This window comes from Nissabacter sp. SGAir0207 (assembly GCF_005491205.1).
Lineage (GTDB): Bacteria > Pseudomonadota > Gammaproteobacteria > Enterobacterales > Enterobacteriaceae > Chimaeribacter.
In genome coordinates this window covers 3438578-3456716 of sequence record NZ_CP028035.1, presented here as the reverse complement: position 1 = coordinate 3456716, position 18139 = coordinate 3438578, and the positions used below count along the sequence as shown (strand labels likewise).

The 18139-nt window shown below is 63.7% G+C and carries 19 protein-coding genes and 1 pseudogene; 13 read left to right on the top strand and 7 right to left on the bottom strand.

The window, feature by feature from the left end:
* Nucleotides 1–4 precede the first annotated feature (4 nt).
* The 3 genes from aaeB to C1N62_RS15545 all read left to right on the top strand — a co-directional run bounded on the left by aaeB (nucleotide 5) and on the right by C1N62_RS15545 (nucleotide 3992).
* Nucleotides 5–1975, top strand: a complete 1971-nt coding sequence (gene aaeB, locus C1N62_RS15555; protein WP_137764486.1) for a p-hydroxybenzoic acid efflux pump subunit AaeB — start codon at nucleotides 5–7, stop codon at nucleotides 1973–1975.
* 202 nt (nucleotides 1976–2177) lie between these two features.
* Entirely contained in the window at nucleotides 2178–3635 is a 1458-nt protein-coding gene (locus C1N62_RS15550; RefSeq protein WP_137764485.1) for an NAD-dependent succinate-semialdehyde dehydrogenase, read from the top strand.
* 87 nt (nucleotides 3636–3722) lie between these two features.
* The gene (locus C1N62_RS15545) at nucleotides 3723–3992 is read left to right on the top strand and encodes a barstar family protein (protein ID WP_137764484.1); all 270 of its coding nucleotides are present in this window, start codon (nucleotides 3723–3725) and stop codon (nucleotides 3990–3992) included.
* Between the two features lie 33 nt (nucleotides 3993–4025).
* Here the strand turns inward: C1N62_RS15545 and yjgA are convergent, their stop codons facing one another.
* The gene (gene yjgA / locus C1N62_RS15540; protein ID WP_137764483.1) at nucleotides 4026–4574 is read right to left on the bottom strand and encodes a ribosome biogenesis factor YjgA; all 549 of its coding nucleotides are present in this window, start codon (nucleotides 4572–4574) and stop codon (nucleotides 4026–4028) included.
* A 262-nt stretch (nucleotides 4575–4836) separates the two neighbouring features.
* Between yjgA and pmbA the strand changes: the two genes are divergently transcribed.
* The 10 genes and pseudogenes from pmbA (at nucleotide 4837) to C1N62_RS15490 (ending at nucleotide 13867) form a co-directional block, all read left to right on the top strand.
* A complete protein-coding gene (pmbA, locus tag C1N62_RS15535) occupies nucleotides 4837–6177 on the top strand; it encodes a metalloprotease PmbA (protein WP_137764482.1) in 1341 nt (446 codons plus the stop codon).
* A gap of 184 nt (nucleotides 6178–6361) precedes the next feature.
* Nucleotides 6362–6700, top strand: a complete 339-nt coding sequence (locus C1N62_RS15530; RefSeq protein WP_137764481.1) for a glycine dehydrogenase — start codon at nucleotides 6362–6364, stop codon at nucleotides 6698–6700.
* Nucleotides 6701–6718: 18 nt separating this feature from the next.
* The gene (locus tag C1N62_RS15525) at nucleotides 6719–7084 is read left to right on the top strand and encodes an SFCGS family glycine-rich protein (protein WP_137764480.1); all 366 of its coding nucleotides are present in this window, start codon (nucleotides 6719–6721) and stop codon (nucleotides 7082–7084) included.
* Complete coding sequence (locus C1N62_RS15520; protein WP_370465573.1) at nucleotides 7054–7377, top strand: DUF4312 family protein; 324 nt, start codon at nucleotides 7054–7056, stop codon at nucleotides 7375–7377. The genes C1N62_RS15525 and C1N62_RS15520 overlap by 31 nt, the downstream gene beginning before the upstream one ends.
* A gap of 37 nt (nucleotides 7378–7414) precedes the next feature.
* Nucleotides 7415–8191: a DUF4311 domain-containing protein gene (locus tag C1N62_RS15515; protein ID WP_137764479.1), complete on the top strand. Its 777-nt coding sequence runs from the start codon at nucleotides 7415–7417 to the stop codon at nucleotides 8189–8191.
* A 1-nt stretch (nucleotide 8192) separates the two neighbouring features.
* Complete coding sequence (locus tag C1N62_RS15510; protein WP_137764478.1) at nucleotides 8193–8864, top strand: DUF4310 family protein; 672 nt, start codon at nucleotides 8193–8195, stop codon at nucleotides 8862–8864.
* On the top strand, nucleotides 8864–10012 hold the full coding sequence (locus tag C1N62_RS15505; protein ID WP_240775789.1) for an amidohydrolase/deacetylase family metallohydrolase: 1149 nt from the start codon (nucleotides 8864–8866) through the stop codon (nucleotides 10010–10012). The genes C1N62_RS15510 and C1N62_RS15505 overlap by 1 nt, the downstream gene beginning before the upstream one ends.
* Nucleotides 10002–11132, top strand: coding sequence for a DgaE family pyridoxal phosphate-dependent ammonia lyase (locus C1N62_RS15500; RefSeq protein ID WP_137764477.1), 1131 nt, complete (start codon nucleotides 10002–10004; stop codon nucleotides 11130–11132). The genes C1N62_RS15505 and C1N62_RS15500 overlap by 11 nt, the downstream gene beginning before the upstream one ends.
* Entirely contained in the window at nucleotides 11129–11872 is a 744-nt protein-coding gene (locus C1N62_RS15495; RefSeq protein ID WP_137764476.1) for a KDGP aldolase family protein, read from the top strand. The genes C1N62_RS15500 and C1N62_RS15495 overlap by 4 nt, the downstream gene beginning before the upstream one ends.
* 79 nt (nucleotides 11873–11951) lie before the next feature.
* Nucleotides 11952–13867, top strand: a pseudogene (locus C1N62_RS15490) (transcription antiterminator).
* A 3-nt stretch (nucleotides 13868–13870) separates the two neighbouring features.
* On the opposite strand, the gene npr reads toward C1N62_RS15490, so the two are convergent.
* The 6 genes from npr to lptB all read right to left on the bottom strand — a co-directional run bounded on the left by npr (nucleotide 13871) and on the right by lptB (nucleotide 18133).
* A complete protein-coding gene (gene npr, locus C1N62_RS15485) occupies nucleotides 13871–14143 on the bottom strand; it encodes a PTS phosphocarrier protein NPr (RefSeq protein ID WP_137764475.1) in 273 nt (90 codons plus the stop codon).
* Complete coding sequence (gene rapZ, locus C1N62_RS15480; protein WP_137764474.1) at nucleotides 14140–14994, bottom strand: RNase adapter RapZ; 855 nt, start codon at nucleotides 14992–14994, stop codon at nucleotides 14140–14142. The genes npr and rapZ overlap by 4 nt, the downstream gene beginning before the upstream one ends.
* A gap of 51 nt (nucleotides 14995–15045) precedes the next feature.
* Nucleotides 15046–15522 carry a PTS IIA-like nitrogen regulatory protein PtsN gene (ptsN, locus tag C1N62_RS15475; RefSeq protein WP_206057754.1) on the bottom strand — a complete coding sequence of 159 codons (477 nt, stop codon included), beginning with the start codon at nucleotides 15520–15522 and terminating at the stop codon, nucleotides 15046–15048.
* Nucleotides 15523–15619: 97 nt separating this feature from the next.
* Complete coding sequence (gene hpf, locus C1N62_RS15470; RefSeq protein ID WP_137764472.1) at nucleotides 15620–15907, bottom strand: ribosome hibernation promoting factor; 288 nt, start codon at nucleotides 15905–15907, stop codon at nucleotides 15620–15622.
* A 23-nt stretch (nucleotides 15908–15930) separates the two neighbouring features.
* On the bottom strand, nucleotides 15931–17364 hold the full coding sequence (gene rpoN, locus C1N62_RS15465) for an RNA polymerase factor sigma-54 (protein ID WP_137764471.1): 1434 nt from the start codon (nucleotides 17362–17364) through the stop codon (nucleotides 15931–15933).
* 43 nt (nucleotides 17365–17407) lie between these two features.
* Complete coding sequence (lptB, locus tag C1N62_RS15460; RefSeq protein ID WP_137764470.1) at nucleotides 17408–18133, bottom strand: LPS export ABC transporter ATP-binding protein; 726 nt, start codon at nucleotides 18131–18133, stop codon at nucleotides 17408–17410.
* Nucleotides 18134–18139: the final 6 nt, after the last annotated feature.

Below are 18139 nucleotides of genomic sequence, written 5' to 3'. Positions count from 1 at the left end.
GGCGATGAGAAGCCTTAACATTGAATTCCCGTTCCCGCGTATGCGGTTCGCGTTCAAACTGACCTTCGCCATTCTGTTTGCCCTGATTCTGGGGTTCCACCTTGAGCTGGTCACGCCGCGCTGGTCAGCGATGACCGCCGCCATCGTGGTCGCCGGGCCAGCCTTCGTCGCCGGTGGCGAGCCGTTCTCCGGGGCCATCCGCCACCGGGGTTGGCTGCGTATCATCGGCACCTTCATCGGCTGTCTGGCGGCGCTGGTGATCATCACCACCACCGTGCGCGCGCCGGTGGTGATGCTGCTGCTCTGCTGCATCTGGGCGGGCTTCTGCACCTGGTGGTCATCGCTGGTGCGGGTGGAGAACTCCTACGCCCTTGGGCTGGCGGGCTACACCGCGCTGATTATCGTCGTCACCTCCGCCAACACGCCGCTGCAAACGCCGCAGTTTGCCGTGGAGCGCTGTAGCGAGATTGTGCTGGGCATCGTCAGTGCGGTGATCGCCGATCTGCTCTTCTCGCCGCGCTCGATCAAAAATGACATCGACCGGCTGGTGGAGAAGCTGCTGGTAGACCAGTACCGCCTGATGCAGCTCTGCCTGCGCTCCACCGAGCGCGAGACGGTGGACAAGGCGTGGGGCGATCTGGTGAAAAGCACCAACGCGCTGAACGGGATGCGTGGGCACCTGATGATGGAGTCCTCCCGCTGGACGCGCGCCAACCGGCGGCTGCGGGCGATGCATACCCTGTCGCTGACCATGATCACCCAAGCCTGCGAAAGTTACTTCATCCTGATGAACCACCCGGAGGAGATCTCCGAGTCGATGCGCCAGCTGTTCGATGAGCCAGCGGAGAGCATGGTGGAGGTGCACAAACGCATGAAGATGCTGCGCCACCTGCTGACCAACGACGCCACCGCGCCGGTGACCGTGACCAGTTGGGTCGGCGCGGCCTCGCGCTATTTGATGCTGGCGAAAGGGGTACGCACCAACAGCAGCATCAGTAGCATCGAGGAGAACGTGCTGCATGATGAGGTGGTGGTGGTCAAACCCTCCTCCGCCGAGCGTTACCATGCGCTGATCAACGGCCTGCGCACCTTCTCCGCCACCGCCTTCGGCTGCCTGCTCTGGCTGTGGACGGGCTGGACTTCCGGCAGCGGCTTTATGGTGATCATCGCCGTGGTGACGGCGCTGGCGATGCGCACACCCAACCCGCGCATGATGGCGATGGACTTCGTGCTGGGGATGATGGTGGCGATCCCGGTCGGCTCGCTCTACTTCATGTTGCTCCTGCCCGCCACCCAGCAGAGCGTGGTGCTGCTCTGCCTCTGCCTTGGCGTGCTGACCTTTATCTGCGGCATCGAGGTGCAGAAGCGGCGGCTCGGCACCCTTGGCCTGTTGGCGGGCAGCATCAACATTCTGGTGCTGAGCAACCCGATGGAGTTCAACGTGACCAGCTTCCTCGACAGCGCCACCGGCCAGTTCATTGGCGCGGGCGTCGCGCTGCTGGTGATCCTGCTGATCCGCGACAAATCCAAGGAGCGCACCGGGCGCACGCTGCTCAACCGGCTGGTGAGCAGCGCCGTCTCGGCACTGACCACTCAGGTGGCGCGCCGCCGTGAGAACCATTTGCCGGCACTCTACCAGCAGCTCAACCAGTTGCTGGTGATGTTCCCGAATGACATCGCCAAATACCGGCTGGCGCTGACGCTGATCATTGCCCACCAGCGGATGCGGCAGGTGGAGATCCCGGTCAATGAGGATCTCTCGGCGTTCCACAAGCGTATCCGCAACACCGCCGACCATGTGGTGACGGCCAAGAGCGATGCCAAACGCCGCTACTACTACAACCGGATGCTGAAGGAGCTGAATGAGTACCAGCAGAAGCTGGTGCTGTATGAAGCGCCGCGCAACGTCACCGAGCCGGTGCAACGGCTGGCGGACATGCTGCACAAGTACCAGAACGCGCTGCTCAGCGCCTGATTAGAAAGCCAGACTCCGGTCTGGCTTTTTTGTGTCTGGCGTCCTGCCTCACTCTGTTTCCCTCCTTCTCCCGCGCACGCCGCCCGCCCCCGGATGGCCTGACGTACTGGCCCTGCGCATCGGTGACATGATAAGCCGCTATACTTACTCCTTGAATGATAAGTATGCGGCGCTGATGCCGCGCAGCGATCAGGAGATAACCATGACAAGCGATGAACGCCTGACAAATAACGACTTATTTAAGACCGGCTACTTTGTGGCGGGTGAATGGCACCGGGCCAACGAAACCTTTGATGTGCTGAACCCGGCCACTGGCGCGGTGGTGGCGCAGGTGGCGAAAGCCGGGCAGGCGGAGACCGAAGCCGCCATCCGCGCCGCCGAAGCGGCGCTGCCGGGCTGGCGCAGCCAACCCGCCAAAGCGCGCTCGGAGATCCTCTACCGCTGGTATCAGCTGATCAACGAGAACAAACAGTATCTGGGCGAGCTGATGGTGGCGGAGCAGGGCAAGCCGCTGAAAGAGGCGCTGGGCGAGGTGGACTACGCTGCCAGCTTTATCCAGTGGTTTGCCGAGGAGGCCAAGCGCGCCAACGGCGAGATCATTCCCGGCGCGAAAGCGGGGTCACGCATTCTGGCGACCCGTGAGCCGATTGGCGTGGTGGCGGCCATCACCCCGTGGAACTTCCCGCTGGCGATGCTGACGCGCAAACTTGGCCCGGCGCTGGCCGCGGGCTGCACCGGCCTGATCAAGCCCGCCAACAATACGCCGCTGTCGGCGTTTGCCCTGCTGGCGCTGGCTGACCGCGCCGGGGTGCCGAAAGGGGTGTTGAACGGCGTGGCTGGCGACACCTCCGCCATCAGCGAGGCCATCATGGCCAGCCCGGTGGTGCGCAAAATCTCCTTCACCGGCTCCACCGAGGTGGGCAAAACGCTGGTGCGCAACGCCGCCGACACGCTGAAAAAAGTTTCAATGGAGCTGGGCGGCAACGCGCCCTACATCGTCTTTGATGACGCCGATCTGGAGCTGGCGGTGCAGGGCGCGATTGCCAACAAGTTCCGCAACAGCGGGCAGGTGTGCGTCGCCACCAACCGCTTCTATATTCAGGACGGTATCTACGACCGCTTTGTCACCCGCCTTGGCGAGGAGGTGCAGAAGCTGAAGGTCGGCAACGGCATGGAGGAGGGCGTGGTGGTCGGCCCGCTGATTGAGCCGAAGGGCGTCGATAAGGTGGAGCAGCACATCAAGGACGCGCTGGCGAAGGGCGCGCGGGTGGTCACCGGCGGTGAGCGCCACGCGCTCGGCGGCAACTTCTTCCAGCCGACGGTGCTGGCGGAGGTGACTGAAGAGATGCAGGCCACGCAGGAGGAGACCTTCGGCCCGCTGGCGGCCTGTATGCGCTTCCAGACCGAGGAGGAGGTGATCCGCCGCGCCAACGACACGCCGTTTGGGCTGGCGGCCTACTTCTACACCCAGAACCTGCAACGGGTATTCCGCGTCTCGCAGGCGATTGAGAGCGGCATGATCGGCATCAATGAGTGCTCAGTCTCCACCGAGGTCGCGCCGTTCGGCGGCGTGAAGGAGTCCGGCATGGGGCGCGAAGGCTCGGTGCTGGGGCTGGAGGAGTACCAGATCGTCAAGACACTGCATCTGGGCAACCTGTAAAGGGCAACCGCGGGCCGTGCCGATCGCGGCCCGCCACCCGGTGACAGCAGGGGATCAGGCAAAAATTTTATCCGGATGGAGCAAGGCATGGGAAAAGTGGTGTTCGACTTTAATCAGATTCCGGATCTGCCCCGGTTTTATGGCGAATTTGCGCGCGAGTTTGCGCTGGACGAGGACTTTGGGGCGAATCTGGACGCGCTGTGGGATGTGGTGACAGGCCGCCTGGGGCTGCCGGTGGAGATTGAGTTTGTGAACCTGAACCCGCGCAAGAAGCGACGCTTCGGCGCGCTGGTGCTGCTGTTTGAGGAGGCGGAGGAGGAGCTGGAGGGCGGGTTGCGCTTCAACATCCGCCAATAAAGGGTGGGGCCGGGCAGGCGGCCCGGCCAGCCCTTAATCCTGTGTCTCAGCCAGTTCGCGCAGGTACTGGAAGATCTGGCGGAACGCCTTCGGTGGCTTGTTGGCGGCCTTCTCTTTCTGGGCGTTGCGCACCAGCGCGCGCAGTTGCTGGCGATCCGCATCCGGGTAGAGCGCCAGCACGTCCGGCACCGCGTCATCACCCTCTTCCACCAGACGGTCACGCAATGCTTCCAGTTTATGGAACAGCGACACCTGCTGGTTGTGGCGGTTTTTCAGCTTGTCGAGCGCGGTCTGGATCGGCTCCGGGTCACGCGCACGCAGCATTTTGCCAATCAGCTGTAACTGGCGGCGGCGGCCCTCTTTCTTGATGCGCTGTGCCAGTTCGATCGCAGCACGCAGATCCTCATCCAGCGGGATCTTGTCCAGGGCGTTTTTGCCCAGATCGACCAGCTCCGCGCCCAGATCTTTCAGCGCCTCGGCGTCGCGTTTGATTTCGCTTTTGCTGACCCAAATAATCTCTTCGTCTTCGTCGTTTTCATTCTCAGGGACGTCGTCGAGCCAGTCTTCGTGTGATTTGTTCATGGGGACTCCAAAAAAAGAGGCTAATCCTATCAGGTTGTCGGCGTGGATCGCCAGCGACAGCCCGATTTAGCCGCCTGCCAGTGCGCTGGCCCGGCCCGCGTGCCGCGAAAGATTGGGCCGGCTGCTGCGGCTGCCATCATTTTGCGCCAATCTCTGTTAGACTCAAGTCTATGTATCCGGTGTAAAACGCCGCAAAGTGGACGCGAAACCCCGGCGCCTCGCCCGGTTTCCCAACGATTATCTCATTAATTATGGCAAATAAATGAAAGTAGTCACTCAAGTTGCAGAGCAGCGTAAGATGCTGGAGCAGGCGGTGGCCCGTGCGCTGGAACTGGCGCAGGCCGGGGCCGATCAGGCCGAGGTCGCCGTCAGCAAATCCACCGGGATCAGCGTCAGCACCCGGTTTGGCGACGTGGAGAACGTGGAGTTCAACAGCGACGGCGCGTTGGGCATCACGGTCTACTGGCAGAACCGCAAGGGGAGCGCCTCCTCCACCGACCTCAGCCCGGAGGCCATCGGCCGCACCGTGCAGGCGGCGCTGGACATCGCCCGCTACACCTCACCCGATCCCTATGCCGGTGCCGCTGACCCGGAGCTGCTGGCCTATGACGCGCCGGATCTTGACCTGTTCCATCCGACCGAGCTGGACGCCGAGCGCGCCATTGAGCTGGCGGCGCGCGCCGAGCAGGCGGCACTGGCGGCGGACAAGCGCATCACCAACAGTGAGGGTGGCAGCTTCAACAGCCACGTCGGTATCAAGGTGTTCGGCAACAGCCACGGCATGTTGCAGAGCTACTGCTCCAGCCGCCACTCCATGTCGAGCTGCGTAATCGCCGAGCATGAGGGCGACATGGAGCGTGACTACGCCTACACCATTGGCCGGGCGATTGACGACCTGCAAAGCCCGGAGTGGGTCGGGGCCGAGTGCGCCCGCCGCACCCTGTCGCGCCTGTCGCCGCGCAAGCTGGCAACGATGAAGGCCCCGGTGCTGTTCGCCTCGGAGGTCGCCACCGGCCTGTTCGGCCACTTGGTCGGTGCCATCAGCGGCGGCAGCATCTACCGCAAATCGAGCTTCCTGCTCGACAGTCTCGGCCAGCAGATCCTGCCGGAGTGGCTGACCATTGAGGAGCACCCGCACCTGCTGAAGGGGCTGGCCTCCACCCCGTTCGACAGCGAGGGGGTACGCACCCAGCGCCGTGACATCGTTAAGGATGGCGTGCTGCAAACCTGGCTGATGACCAACTACTCGGCGCGCAAGCTGGGGCTGAAGAGCACTGGCCACGCTGGCGGCATCCACAACTGGCGCATCGCCGGTCAGGGGCATGACTTCGCCGCGATGCTGAAACAGCTGGGCACCGGGCTGGTGGTCACCGAGCTGATGGGGCAGGGCGTCAGTGGCATCACTGGCGACTACTCACGCGGCGCGGCCGGTTTCTGGGTGGAGAATGGCGAGATCCAGTACCCGGTGAGCGAGATCACCATCGCCGGTAACCTGAAAGATATGCTGCGCAACATCGTCAGCGTCGGCAGTGACATCGAAACCCGCAGCAACATTCAGTGCGGCTCGGTGCTGTTGCCGGAGATGCGCATCGCTGGCCAGTAAGCCTCGTCCCACGCTTTCCCCCAACGGGCGCCTTTTGGCGCCCGTTTTTATTTCCGCCGTTTTGCGAATCCGATCCCTCCCCGGCAGTGCTTTTCCAGTTTGAACTGGAAAAAGAGTGGCTACACAGGCCGCCGCCCGGCGCGTAGGGTGGGGTTATCGCAGGGCGGCAGGGAGAGAGGTCACAGTGAATAACGCAAGCGCGCCAGAGACAGAGGACGACGCGGCAAACAGGCAGGTTGAGCAGGTGCTGGCGCAGATCCACGCCCTGTTGTGCGGGGCGGCGATCGTCCCGAACGCGGTGCAGCAGCAGATGCTGGCGTCCCATATCCGCGCGATGGTGATGCGCTCCCGCACGGGCGAGCCGCTGCCGGAGGTGGATCGGGAGCTGTTCGATGAGATCTCGCCGCACTCCATGCAGCTGGCCGAGCAGGTGGTCGCCAGTTTCGGCAACCTGCCGATTGAGGAGGCTTACCTGCTCTCCGTGCATTTTGAAGTCGCGAAAGAGAACCAGACCACTAACTGATGACAGAGAGGGACAGGCATGGGCATTACCGTAGTGATTGGCGATCGGCTGGGCAAAGGGCAGAAAGTGGCGCAGGGCGTGGAAGCGGCAGGCGGCCGCGCGGTGGTGGTGCCCGGCATGGCGGCGGATATGCGGCTGGGTGACGTGATGAAGGCGGAGGGGGCCACCTTTGGCATCTCCTTCTGCGGCAGCGGCGGGGCCGGGGCGATCACCGCCCAAAATAAATATGGCTACCGCGCCCGCCACGGGATGCGCTCCGTCGAGGAGGGCGTCACCGCCATCAATGAGGGCTACCAAGTGCTGGGCTTCGGCTTTATGGACAAAGAGGAGCTGGGCGAAAGGCTGGTGGAGGCGTGGCGCAAGAAATTCGGCCAGACGCCATGAAGCAGGAGTTCACCGCCACCGTGCAGGTCAACGGCAAGGGAGAGAGCAAATCCCAAGCGTTCTCGGCGGCGCTGGGCCAGGTGCAGGCAGAGGTGATGAAAAATTCCCCCCACCTGCTGCTGCGCATCGAGCCACAGGATGTGCGGGTGGTGAAAGCGGAGGAGCGGTGCGTGCGCGAGCGGTTCCTGTTTCTCTTTTTCCCGCGCGAGCGGCGGCACTACAGCGTCTCGCTGGAGATCGTGGTGAAGGTCACTGCCTTTGACATGGGGCAGGTGGCGTTCACCGCCCAATAGCCAGCGGCAAGCCTGAGCGACAGAAAAGGATACCCTGATGTTTCTCATTATTCTGATGAAATCCCTGATTATCGGCGGGCTGGTCGGCGTCGGCGTCGGCGCGGGCGCGGCACGTATGTTCCATGCGCCAGCCACGCAGGGCATGGGGGCGTTCCGCACCCTCGGCGAGCTGAACGCCTGCGAGGGCGACCCGGCCTCCCACTTCTCCTTTGGCCTCGGTTTCTTCTTCAACGCCTGGGCCTCCTCGGTGGCAGCGGGTGCCTTCACGCAGGACGTTGACCACCGCATCATCCCCAACTGGGGCGCGGCGGCGCTGATGATGAAGAACCGCACGCTGGCCGACACCCTGCACAACCCGCGTCGCATGGCGCTGGCCTGCGGGCTGATTGGCATGGTGGTGGTGGCGTTCCTGAACACCACCGCCTCGGCGGTGCCAGCGGCGCTGCAAGTGACGGCGGTGAAGGTGCTGGTGCCAGCGGCCAATATTCTGGTCAACACCGTGATGCCGGTGATCTTCTGGCTGGCGGCGATTGACGCCGGTCGCCGCGCCGGTTTCTGGGGCACGGTATTTGGCGGGCTGGCGCAGCTGATCATGGGCAACGCCGTGCCGGGGCTGGTGCTCGGCATCCTGATTGGCAAAGGGGTGGACGAGGGCGGCTGGACGCGCGTCACCCGCATCATGATGGCGGCGATTGTCCTGCTGTTTGTGCTGAGCGGCTTCTTCCGCGGCTTTGACATGAAGCTGCTGCAATCCTTCACCCTCGGCGTGCCGGGCTGGCTCGACAGCATCCACAACACCTTAAGCGGGAAGTGATATGGCGACGATTATCAGTGAAAAAACCGACACCGATCAGCAGGCCGGCTTCTGGTATGCCGACTGGTCATTCCCAATCTTTGTCGGGCTGCTCTCCGCTGGCGTCTTTGCTGGCACCCACATGTACTACCTCTACGGCATCGGCGCGTTCAACGAGGTGGCCTTTGTCTCGATGCTGCGCGCCGGTATGGACACCGGCGTCTATGGCGCGGTGGCGGCCTTCGGCGCCAGCTTCCTGTTCGCGCGCATCATTGAAGGCTCGCTGGTCGGCATCCTCGACATCGGCGGGGCGGTGCAGACCGGCGTCGGGCTGGGCATCCCGGCGCTGCTGCTCGGCGCGGGCATCGTCTTCCCGGTGGAGAACTTTGCCGCCTCGCTGCTCACCGGGCTGGTGGCTGGCATGGCGATTGGCTATCTGATCATTCTGGCGCGCAAGTTCACCGTCAACCAAGGCAACGTCACCTACGGCGCGGATGTGATGATGGGCGCGGGCAACGCCTCCGGCCGCTTCCTCGGCCCGCTGATTATCCTGTCAGCGATAACCGCCTCCATCCCGATTGGCCTCGGATCGCTGGGCGGCGCGCTGCTGTTCTACCTGTGGCGCAAGCCGATCACCGGCGGGGCGATCCTCGGCGCGATGATCCTTGGCGCGCTGTTCCCGGTGACGCTGTGATGGGCGCGCAACAGGCGATGGAGCTGATCATCCGCCGCGCGCGGCTGGCGGAGGGGGGCGTGGTGGACGTGGCGGTCAGCGGGGGGCGCATCGCGGCGATTGGCGCGCTGCCCGCGACGCTGGCCGCCACCACCCAGCTGGATTTAAGGGGCGAGGCGTGGCTGAGCGCCGGCTGGATCGACAGCCATGTGCACTGCTACGCCGCCTCGCCGCTCTACCATGACGAGCCGGATCGCGTGGGCATCGCCGGTGGGGTGACCACGGTGGTGGACGCTGGCAGCAGCGGCGCGGATGACGTGGCGGATTTCCGCCAATTGGCCTCCGGCGCACAGACGCGGGTGCTGGCGCTGCTCAATATCGCCCGTACCGGCATTCGCACCCAGCATGAGCTGGCGGATCTGGCGCAGATTGACGCCGACGCGGCGCGGCGCGCCATCGCTGACCACGCAGGGTTCATCGTCGGCCTGAAGGCGCGGATGAGCGGCAGCGTGGTGGGCGATAACGGCCTGCATCCGCTGCGGATCGCCAAGGCGATCCAGCGGGACAATGGCGATCTGCCGCTGATGGTGCACATCGGCAACGATCCGCCGCGGCTCGAAGAGATCGCTGACCTGCTGGGCGCGGGCGACATCATCACCCACTGTTTCAACGGCAAGCCGAATCGCATCCTCACGCCGCAGGGCGAGGTGCGCGCCGCCGTCACGCAGGCGCTGGCGCGCGGCGTGCGGCTGGACGTCGGCCACGGCAGTGCCAGCTTCAGCTTTGAAGTGGCACGGCAGGCCATCGCCCTTGGCCTGCTGCCCGACACCATCAGCTCAGATATCTACTGCCGTAACCGCCTGCAGGGGCCGGTGTACAGCCTGGCGGCGGTGATGTCAAAATTCCTGGCGATCGGCATGACCCTGCCACAGGTGATCGCCTGCGTCACCCATCAGGCCGCCGACGCGCTGCGGCTGGCGGGCCGTGGCCGGTTGGCAGTGGGGGCGGAGGCGGATTTAACGCTGTTCACCCTGACTGACGCGCCGCAGCACTATCTGGACGCCGACGGGGCGTCCGTGCACGCTTCACAGCACCTGTCGCCGCTGGCGGCCGTGGTGGCGGGCGTGCTCTATCCCACTGACACATGGAGTGCCGAGTATGTCTGCTGACAAACACCCTTCGCTGTATGAGAAGTACCACCTGAAACCGGTGATCAATGCCTCCGGGCGCATGACCATGCTGGGCGTCTCTACGCCGGGGCCGGAGGTGGTGGTGGCGGTCAATGAGGGCCTGAGCCACTACTTTGAGATGAAAGATCTGGTGCTGAAAAGCGGTGCCTACATCGCCGGGCTGCTGGGGGTGGAGGAGGCGGTGGTGGTCTCCTGCGCCTCGGCGGGCATCGCCCAGTCGGTGGCGGCGGTGATTGTGCAGGAGAGCGAGCACCTGCTGGTCAACCTGCACAGCGCCGCCCACGACCGTCCGTGTGAGATTGTGCTGCCGAAGGGGCACAACGTGAACTACGGCGCGCCGGTCGGCACTATGGTGGCGCTCGGCGGTGGCCGGGTGGTGGAGGCGGGCTACGCCAATGAGTGCTCGGCGGCGCAGCTGGCGGCGGCCATCACCCCGCGCACCGCGGCGCTGCTCTACGTCAAATCCCATCACACGGTGCAGAAAAGTATGTTGACGGTGGCAGAGGCGGCGGAGGTCGCGCATCACCACCAGTTGCCGCTGATTGTGGACGCAGCGGCGGAGGAGGATCTCACCTGCTATTACCAGATGGGCGCGGATCTGGTGATCTACAGCGGCGCGAAGGCGCTGGAGGGGCCATCCAGTGGGCTGGTGATAGGCCGTGCGCCCTATGTTGGCTGGGTACGCCGCCAGTCGGAGGGGATTGGCCGGGCAATGAAAATTGGCAAGGAGGGAATTCTCGGGCTGGCGCAGGCGATTGAGTGCTATGTGCAGCGCACGCCGGTCAGCGGCCAGCAGATGGTGGAGAAGATGACGCCCTTCATCGACCGGCTCAACGGCTTGCCCGGCATCCACGCGCGCGTGGTGTGGGACGCCGCCGGGCGGGACATCGCCCGCACCGAGATCGCCTTTGACGAGGCGGCGCTTGGCGTGCGCACCGCCGAGATTGTGCAGCGCTTGCGCGAGGGGGAGGTCGCGATCTATTTCCGGGGCTACCGCGCCAATGAGGGCAAGGTGGAGGTGGACGTGCGCAGCGTCACCCCAGCGCAGCTTGCGCGCATCGCCGATGCCATCGCCACCCTGCGGGAGGCCCGCCCATGAGCCGCCTGACCCCGAACTACCTGCATGGCCGCGTCTGCCTGAACGTGCTGGCTGGCAGCAAAGAGAACGCCCAGGCGGTGTATGAGGCGGCGGAGGGGCATGTGCTGGTCGGCGTGCTCTCCAAAAATTACCCCGACGCCCGCAGCGCCATCGAAGAGATGCGCGATTATGCGGCGCGCATCGACAACGCCCTCTCCATCGGGCTGGGGGCGGGCGATCCGCGCCAGTCCGCGATGGTCAGCCAGATCGCCGCCGCGCTGCACCCGCAGCACGTCAATCAGGTCTTCAGCGGCGTCGCCACCAGCCGGGCGCTGCTCGGGCAGGGGGAGACGGTGGTCAACGGGCTGGTGTCGCCCACCGGCCGCGTGGGCTGGGTGAAGATCTCCACTGGGCCGCTGAGCAGCCGCCAGAGTGACGCGATAGTGCCGGTGGAGAGCGCCATCGCCATGCTGAAAGAGATGGGCGGCAGCTCGGTGAAGTACTTCCCGATGCAGGGGCTGGCTTGCCGGGAGGAGTATGTGGCAGTGGCGCGCGCCTGTGCGGCGCAGGATTTCTGGCTGGAGCCAACCGGCGGCATCGACATGGAGAACTTCACGCCGATCGTGGCAATCGCGCTGGAGGCGGGCGTCAGCAAGGTGATCCCACACGTCTACAGCGCCATCATCGACAGCGACAGCGGCGACACGCGGCCCGCGCAGGTGGCGGGGCTGCTGGCGCAGATGCGGGCGCTGGTGGGCTAGCCGCCCGCCAGCGCGCATGGCACACTCTGGTTTTCCCGGCGCGGCGCGCCTGTGGCTGACCCGTAACAATGGAAGGATTATGGTGCGTTTTCCCTATCAACGTCTGTCCCATCTGTTTGATGCCTTGCAGGATGAGATCCTGCCGCAGGACGAGCTGGCAAAACGTCTCGACGTCTCGACCCGCACGGTGCGCACCGACATCACCGCGCTTAACGAGATCCTCGGCAAGTATGGCGCGCAGTTGGTGCACACGCGCGGGAGCGGCTACCAGTTGCAGGTGCATGACGCCGCCCGCTTCGCCTCGCTGCGCCAGCCCAGCCGACCGGTGCGGCAACTGCCGCGCACCGCCGCCGAGCGGGTGCAGGCGCTGCTGGTGCGCTTCCTCACCTCCGCCTTCTCGCTGAAGCTGGAGGATGTGGCGGATGAGTGGTTCGTCAGCCGGGGCACGCTGCAAAATGACATGGCCGAGGTGCGCGAGCACCTCGGCCGCTACTCCCTGCACATCGAAACCAAGCCGCGCTACGGCATGAAGCTGTTCGGGCCAGAGACGGCGATCCGCGCCTGCCTGACCGACCTGCTGTTCCGGCTGCGCGGCGAGAATGACGCGCACCCGCTGCTGACGCCGGAGGCGCTGGCGCTGGCGCAGATGCCAGCGCTGGCCGATGCCCTGCACTACCGGCTGGCGCAGGCCGGTATTCGCCTGACGGATGAGGGGGAAGAGTACCTGACGCTGTATGGCGCGGTGGCGCTGCGGCGCATCGCCGAGGGCTACCCGCTCGCTGACTTCACGGCAGATGAGGGGGAAGCGTGCGTGCGGCAGGTCTCCAGCGGGCTGGCGGCTGACCTGCGCCAGTGGACGGGCAAGGAGCTGGCCCCGGCCGAGGAGGCTTACCTGCGTGTCAACATCGCCGCCCGGCGCAGCCAGGAGGTGGCACCGACGGAGATTAACGCCGACGACGAGGAGGGGTTGGTCAACTATCTGCTCTGCTACATCAGCGCCTACTACAACTATGACCTTCAGGGCGACGCGCAGCTACGGCTGGATCTGCTGACCCACATCAAGGCGATGATCACCCGCATCAAATACCAAATAGCCATTCCCAACCCGCTGCTGGCCAACATCAAGCAGCACTACCCGATGGCCTACGACGTGACGCTGGCGGCCATCTCCAGCTGGGTGAAGTACACCCCCTACAGCCTGAGCGAGAATGAGATCGGCTTTTTGGTGCTGCACATCGGCGTCGGGCTGGAGCGGCACTACAACATCGGTTACCAGCGCCACCCGCAGGTGCTGCTGGTGTGCGACACCGGCAACTCCACCATCCGCATGATTCAGGCGCAGGTCAGCCGCAAATACCCGCAACTGGTGATCACCCGCGTCATCTCCCTGCGCGAGTATGAGATGCTGGACGAGGTGGGGAGGATTTCATCATCTCCAACGCCCGGCTGGCGGAGCGCGGCAAGCCGGTGGTGGTAATGTCGCCCTTCCCGACGGAGTACCAGCTGGAGCAACTCGGCAAGCTGGTGCTGGTGGATCGCACCCGCCCCTACATGCTGGAGAAGTTCTTTGACGCGCAGCACTTCCTGCTGCTGGAGGAGACGCTGAGCCAGGCGGCGCTGTTCCGCCGGGTCTGCGACCAGCTGGCGCGTGAGGGGGTGGTCGAGCCAGCATTCCATGACTCGGTGGTGGAGCGCGAGGCGATTGTCTCCACGCTACTGGGCGACGGCATCGCGCTGCCGCACTCGCTGGGGCTGCAAGCCCACCGCACGGTGGTAGTGACGGTGATCTGCCCACCGGGCATCGATTGGGGGGAGGGGGAGCGAGCGCAGGTGATATTTCTGCTGGCGATCAGCAAGGCGGATTATGAGGAGGCGATCGCCATCTACGATCTGTTCGTGACCTTCGTGCGTGAGCGCTCGGTCAGCCGCCTGCTCGGCAGCCGGGACTTCCCCAGCTTCAAGGCGATCGCCATTGACTGCCTGAGCCGGAGCTAGCGCTTACTCTTCGTCAAAGCCGGAGTTGATCAGCTCAATCACCGCATTGAGCGCGTTAACCTCGTCGGGGCCGCTGGCCTCGATCTCAATGTGCTGGCCCTTTGGCGAGTCCAGCATCAGCAGCGCAATCACGCTGCTGGCCTCCGCCTCCACGCCCGCGTCGTTGCGCAGTAGCACCTCGGCGTCGAAGCTCTGCACCAGCTCAAACAACTTCATCGCCGGCCGGGCGTGCATCCCGAGCCGGTTCTTGATCTCCACCGTCTGTTTGACCGTCATGATTTGCGCTTTTCCAGGGTGCGGTGGCGGGACTGCACATTCTTCCCGCGCGAACGGAAGTAGTCGGCCAGCTGCTCCGCCACATAGACCGAGCGATGCTTGCCGCCGGTGCAGCCGATGGCGACCGTCAGGTAGCTGCGGTTGTTGGTCTCCAGCATCGGCAACCACTGCTCCAGGTAGCTGCGGGTCTGGTAGATAAAGTTATGCACTTCCGTATGGCGATCGAGGAAGGCCGCCACCGGGCGATCCAAACCGGTCATCGGCCGCAGTTTGGGGTCCCAGTGCGGGTTGGGCAGGAAGCGGACGTCAAACACATAGTCGGCGTCAATCGGGATGCCGTGCTTGAAGCCAAACGACTCGAATACCATCGTCAGCTCACGCTCGCGCTTGCCCAACAGGCGGGTGCGCAGCATCTCCGCCAGCTCATGCACCGACATCTCGGAGGTGTCGATCAGCAGGTCAGCGCGGGAACGCAGCGGCTCCAGCAGCTCGCTCTCCTCGTCAATCGCACTCTCCAGCGAGAGGTTGCGGCTGGAGAGCGGGTGCAGGCGGCGCGTGTCGCTGTAGCGGCGGATCAGCGTGTTGCGATCGGCGTCAAGGAACAGCAGCTGCGGCGAGAAGCTCTCCGGCAGCTGGGCCATCGCGTGCTCAAACAGCTCCGGGGTCTCCGGCATGTTGCGCACGTCGATGCTCACTGCCGCCGAGGTGTTGCGCTCCGCCAGCGCGTGCGCCAACTGCGGCAGCAGCACCACCGGCAGGTTGTCGACGCAATAAAACCCCATATCTTCCAGCGCACGCAAGGCAACGGATTTACCTGAACCGGAACGGCCGCTGACTATCATCAGCACCATGTGTCACTCCCCCTGGCAATTCACTCTTGGCGTTGTGTTACCGGCAGCAGGCTACTCGGTAATGATCTGGTACAGCTCTTCATCGCTCTGCGCGGCGCGCAGCCGACGGCAGACGCTCTTATCCGCCAGACGCTTCGCCACTTGCGACAGCGTATGGAGGTGGGTCTTGCACTGGTCGGCAGGCACCAGCAGGGCGAACAGCAGGTCAACCGGCTGGTTGTCGATGGCGTCGAAGGCGATCGGCTGATCCAGGCGGATGAAAACGCCCACCGCGCGCAGCGTGTCCTCTTCCAGCTTGCCGTGCGGGATGGCGATGCCATTGCCGATGCCGGTACTGCCCATGCGCTCCCGGGTCAGGACGGCATCGAACACCGCCTGCGACGGCAGGTTCAGCTGTTTCGCCGCCAGTTCGCTGATGATCTCGAGGGCGCGTTTCTTGCTGGAGCAGTGGACGCCGCTTTTGGTGCACTCTGCGCTGAGCACAGAGCTTAATTGCATGATTGAGTCGTTTATCATCTCATCTTTCACTTAAGCGCTTGGGTCACGCCTGATGGCTTATCGGCCCGTCACCGCAGGGTGAAGGGCCGATGGTCAGGTGATGTAGCGCGATTGGCTACAGTGAGTCTTAGTGTTGTTTCAACTTGTCTTTATGTTTATTGAGCTGCCGTGACAGCTTATCAATCAGGCCGTCGATGGCCGCATACATATCTTCATGTTCCGAGGTGGCGTGCAACTCGCCTCCATTGACGTGCACGGTGGCTTCCGCCACCTTCTGCACTCGCTCCATGCTGAGTATCACATGAACCTGGTTGATTCGGTCGAAAAATTGCTCAAGCTTGGCAAATTTTGTACTGACGAAATCGCGCAGGGCATCAGTGACTTCAACGTGGTGGCCGGTGATGTTGAGCTGCATAATGTCTTCCTTCTCTGTTTAGGTCAAACCAGTTGTTTGCGTTGGTTCGACGGCGGGATGGACAAAGACTCTCGGTATTTTGCGACTGTGCGGCGGGCAACCATGATCCCTTGATCGGAGAGCAGGGTCGCCAGCTTGCTGTCGCTCAGAGGTTTGGCGGGATTTTCCGCCGCAATCAGCTTCTTCACCAACGCCCGGATGGCAGTCGAGGAGGCCTCCCCGCCGCTGTCCGTGCTGACGTGGCTTGAGAAGAAGTACTTCAGCTCAAAAATACCGCGCGGGCTGTGCAGGAACTTCTGCGTGGTGACGCGCGAGATGGTGGATTCATGCATGTCCACGGCCTGGGCAATGTCCGCCAGCACCATCGGTTTCATGTACTCCTCGCCATGCTCGAAAAAGGCCTGTTGCTGCGCTACGATACAGCGCGTCACCTTGAGCAGCGTCTCATTGCGGCTCTCCAGGCTCTTGATCAGCCATTTGGCCTCCTGGAGGTTGCTGCGGATGAACTGGCCATCGCTGTCGTTGCGGGCCGTGCCGCCCAGCGCCGCATATTGCTGGTTGATTTTGAGCCGGGGGATGCTGTCAGCATTCAGCTCGACCGCCCATTGCCCTTGGTGCTTGCGCACCAGCACATCGGGGATCACATACTCAGATTCGCCGGTGTTGATGGACTGGCCGGGGCGCGGATCCAGCGACTGGATCAGCAGCATCGCCCCCTTAAGTGTATCTTCTTTTAGCCGGGTCGAGCGCATCAGCGTCCGGAAATCGTGGTTGCCCAGCAGATCCAGGTGTTCGCTGACAATCAGCCGCGCCTCGGCCAGATAGGGGGTGTCAGGGATAAACTGCGAAAGCTGGATCAGCAGGCAGTCGCGCAGGTCACGCGCCGCCACGCCAATCGGGTCGAAGCGCTGCACGCGTTTCAGCACCGCCTCCACCTCCTCGAGGGTGACATTCTCGTCACCCATGCTCTCCAGGATCTCCTCGAGCGTTACCGTCAGGTAGCCGGTGTCATCCACCGCATCGACAATCGAGGTGGCGATGGCGGTATCGGTGTCGGAGAAGGGGGTGAGATCCACCTGCCACATCAGGTAGTCCTGAAGGGTCTGGGTGGTCTCGCCCTGATAGACCGGCAGCTCGTCATCGCTGTAGTCGGTGCCGGTGCCAGAAGGGGTGCCAGCGGTGTAGATCTCGTCCCAGGTGGCATCGAGCGGCAGCTCTTCCGGCATATCCTTCTGCTCCAGCGCCTCACGGGTGTCCAGCGCCTCGCTGTCGGTGGTCTCCTTGGCGTCAATCTCCTCGTGGATATCGCTCTGCTCCAGCAGGGGGTTGCTCTCTAATGCCTGTTGAATCTCCTGCTGCAGTTCTAGCGTTGAGAGCTGCAACAAGCGGATCGCCTGTTGGAGCTGGGGAGTCATGGCCAGTTGCTGGCTAAGCCTGAGTTGCAAACCTTGCTTCATAGGATGATCTGGTTTCCCTTACTGGTAACAACGCAAAAGTGGATCAGAGACGGAACTCTTCACCCAGATAGACGCGTTTCACCTGCTCATCGGCCAGAATATCGCTTGGGGAGCCGTGGGCGATCAGTCGCCCCTGGCTGACGATATAGGCGCGTTCGCAGACGTCGAGGGTCTCGCGCACGTTGTGGTCAGTAATCAACACGCCGAGCCCGCTGTCGCGCAGGTGCTCAATGATTTTTTTTATGTCAATTACGGAGATGGGGTCCACCCCCGCAAAGGGTTCATCCAGAAGGATAAACTTCGGGTTGGCCGCCAGCGCGCGGGCGATCTCCACCCGGCGGCGCTCACCGCCTGACAGCGCCTGCCCAAGGCTGTCACGCAGGTGGGTGATGTGGAACTCCTCCATCAGCTCTTCGGCGCGGTCACGGCGCTGTTCGCTGGTGAGGTCTTCACGAATCTGCAACACCGCCATCAGGTTGTCATAGACGCTGAGCCGGCGGAAGATCGAGGCCTCCTGCGGCAGGTAGCCGATGCCGCGGCGCGCGCGCGCGTGCAGCGGCAGCAGGCTGATGTCCTCGTCATCAATCACGATGCGGCCAGCGTCACGTGGCACAATCCCCACCACCATGTAGAAGGTGGTGGTCTTGCCCGCGCCGTTCGGGCCGAGCAGGCCGACGATCTCGCCGGAGTGCACCTTCAGGCTGACGTCCTCCACCACTCTACGGTTTTTGTACGCCTTGGCGAGGTTTTCTGCAATTAGGGTAGCCATAAGTGA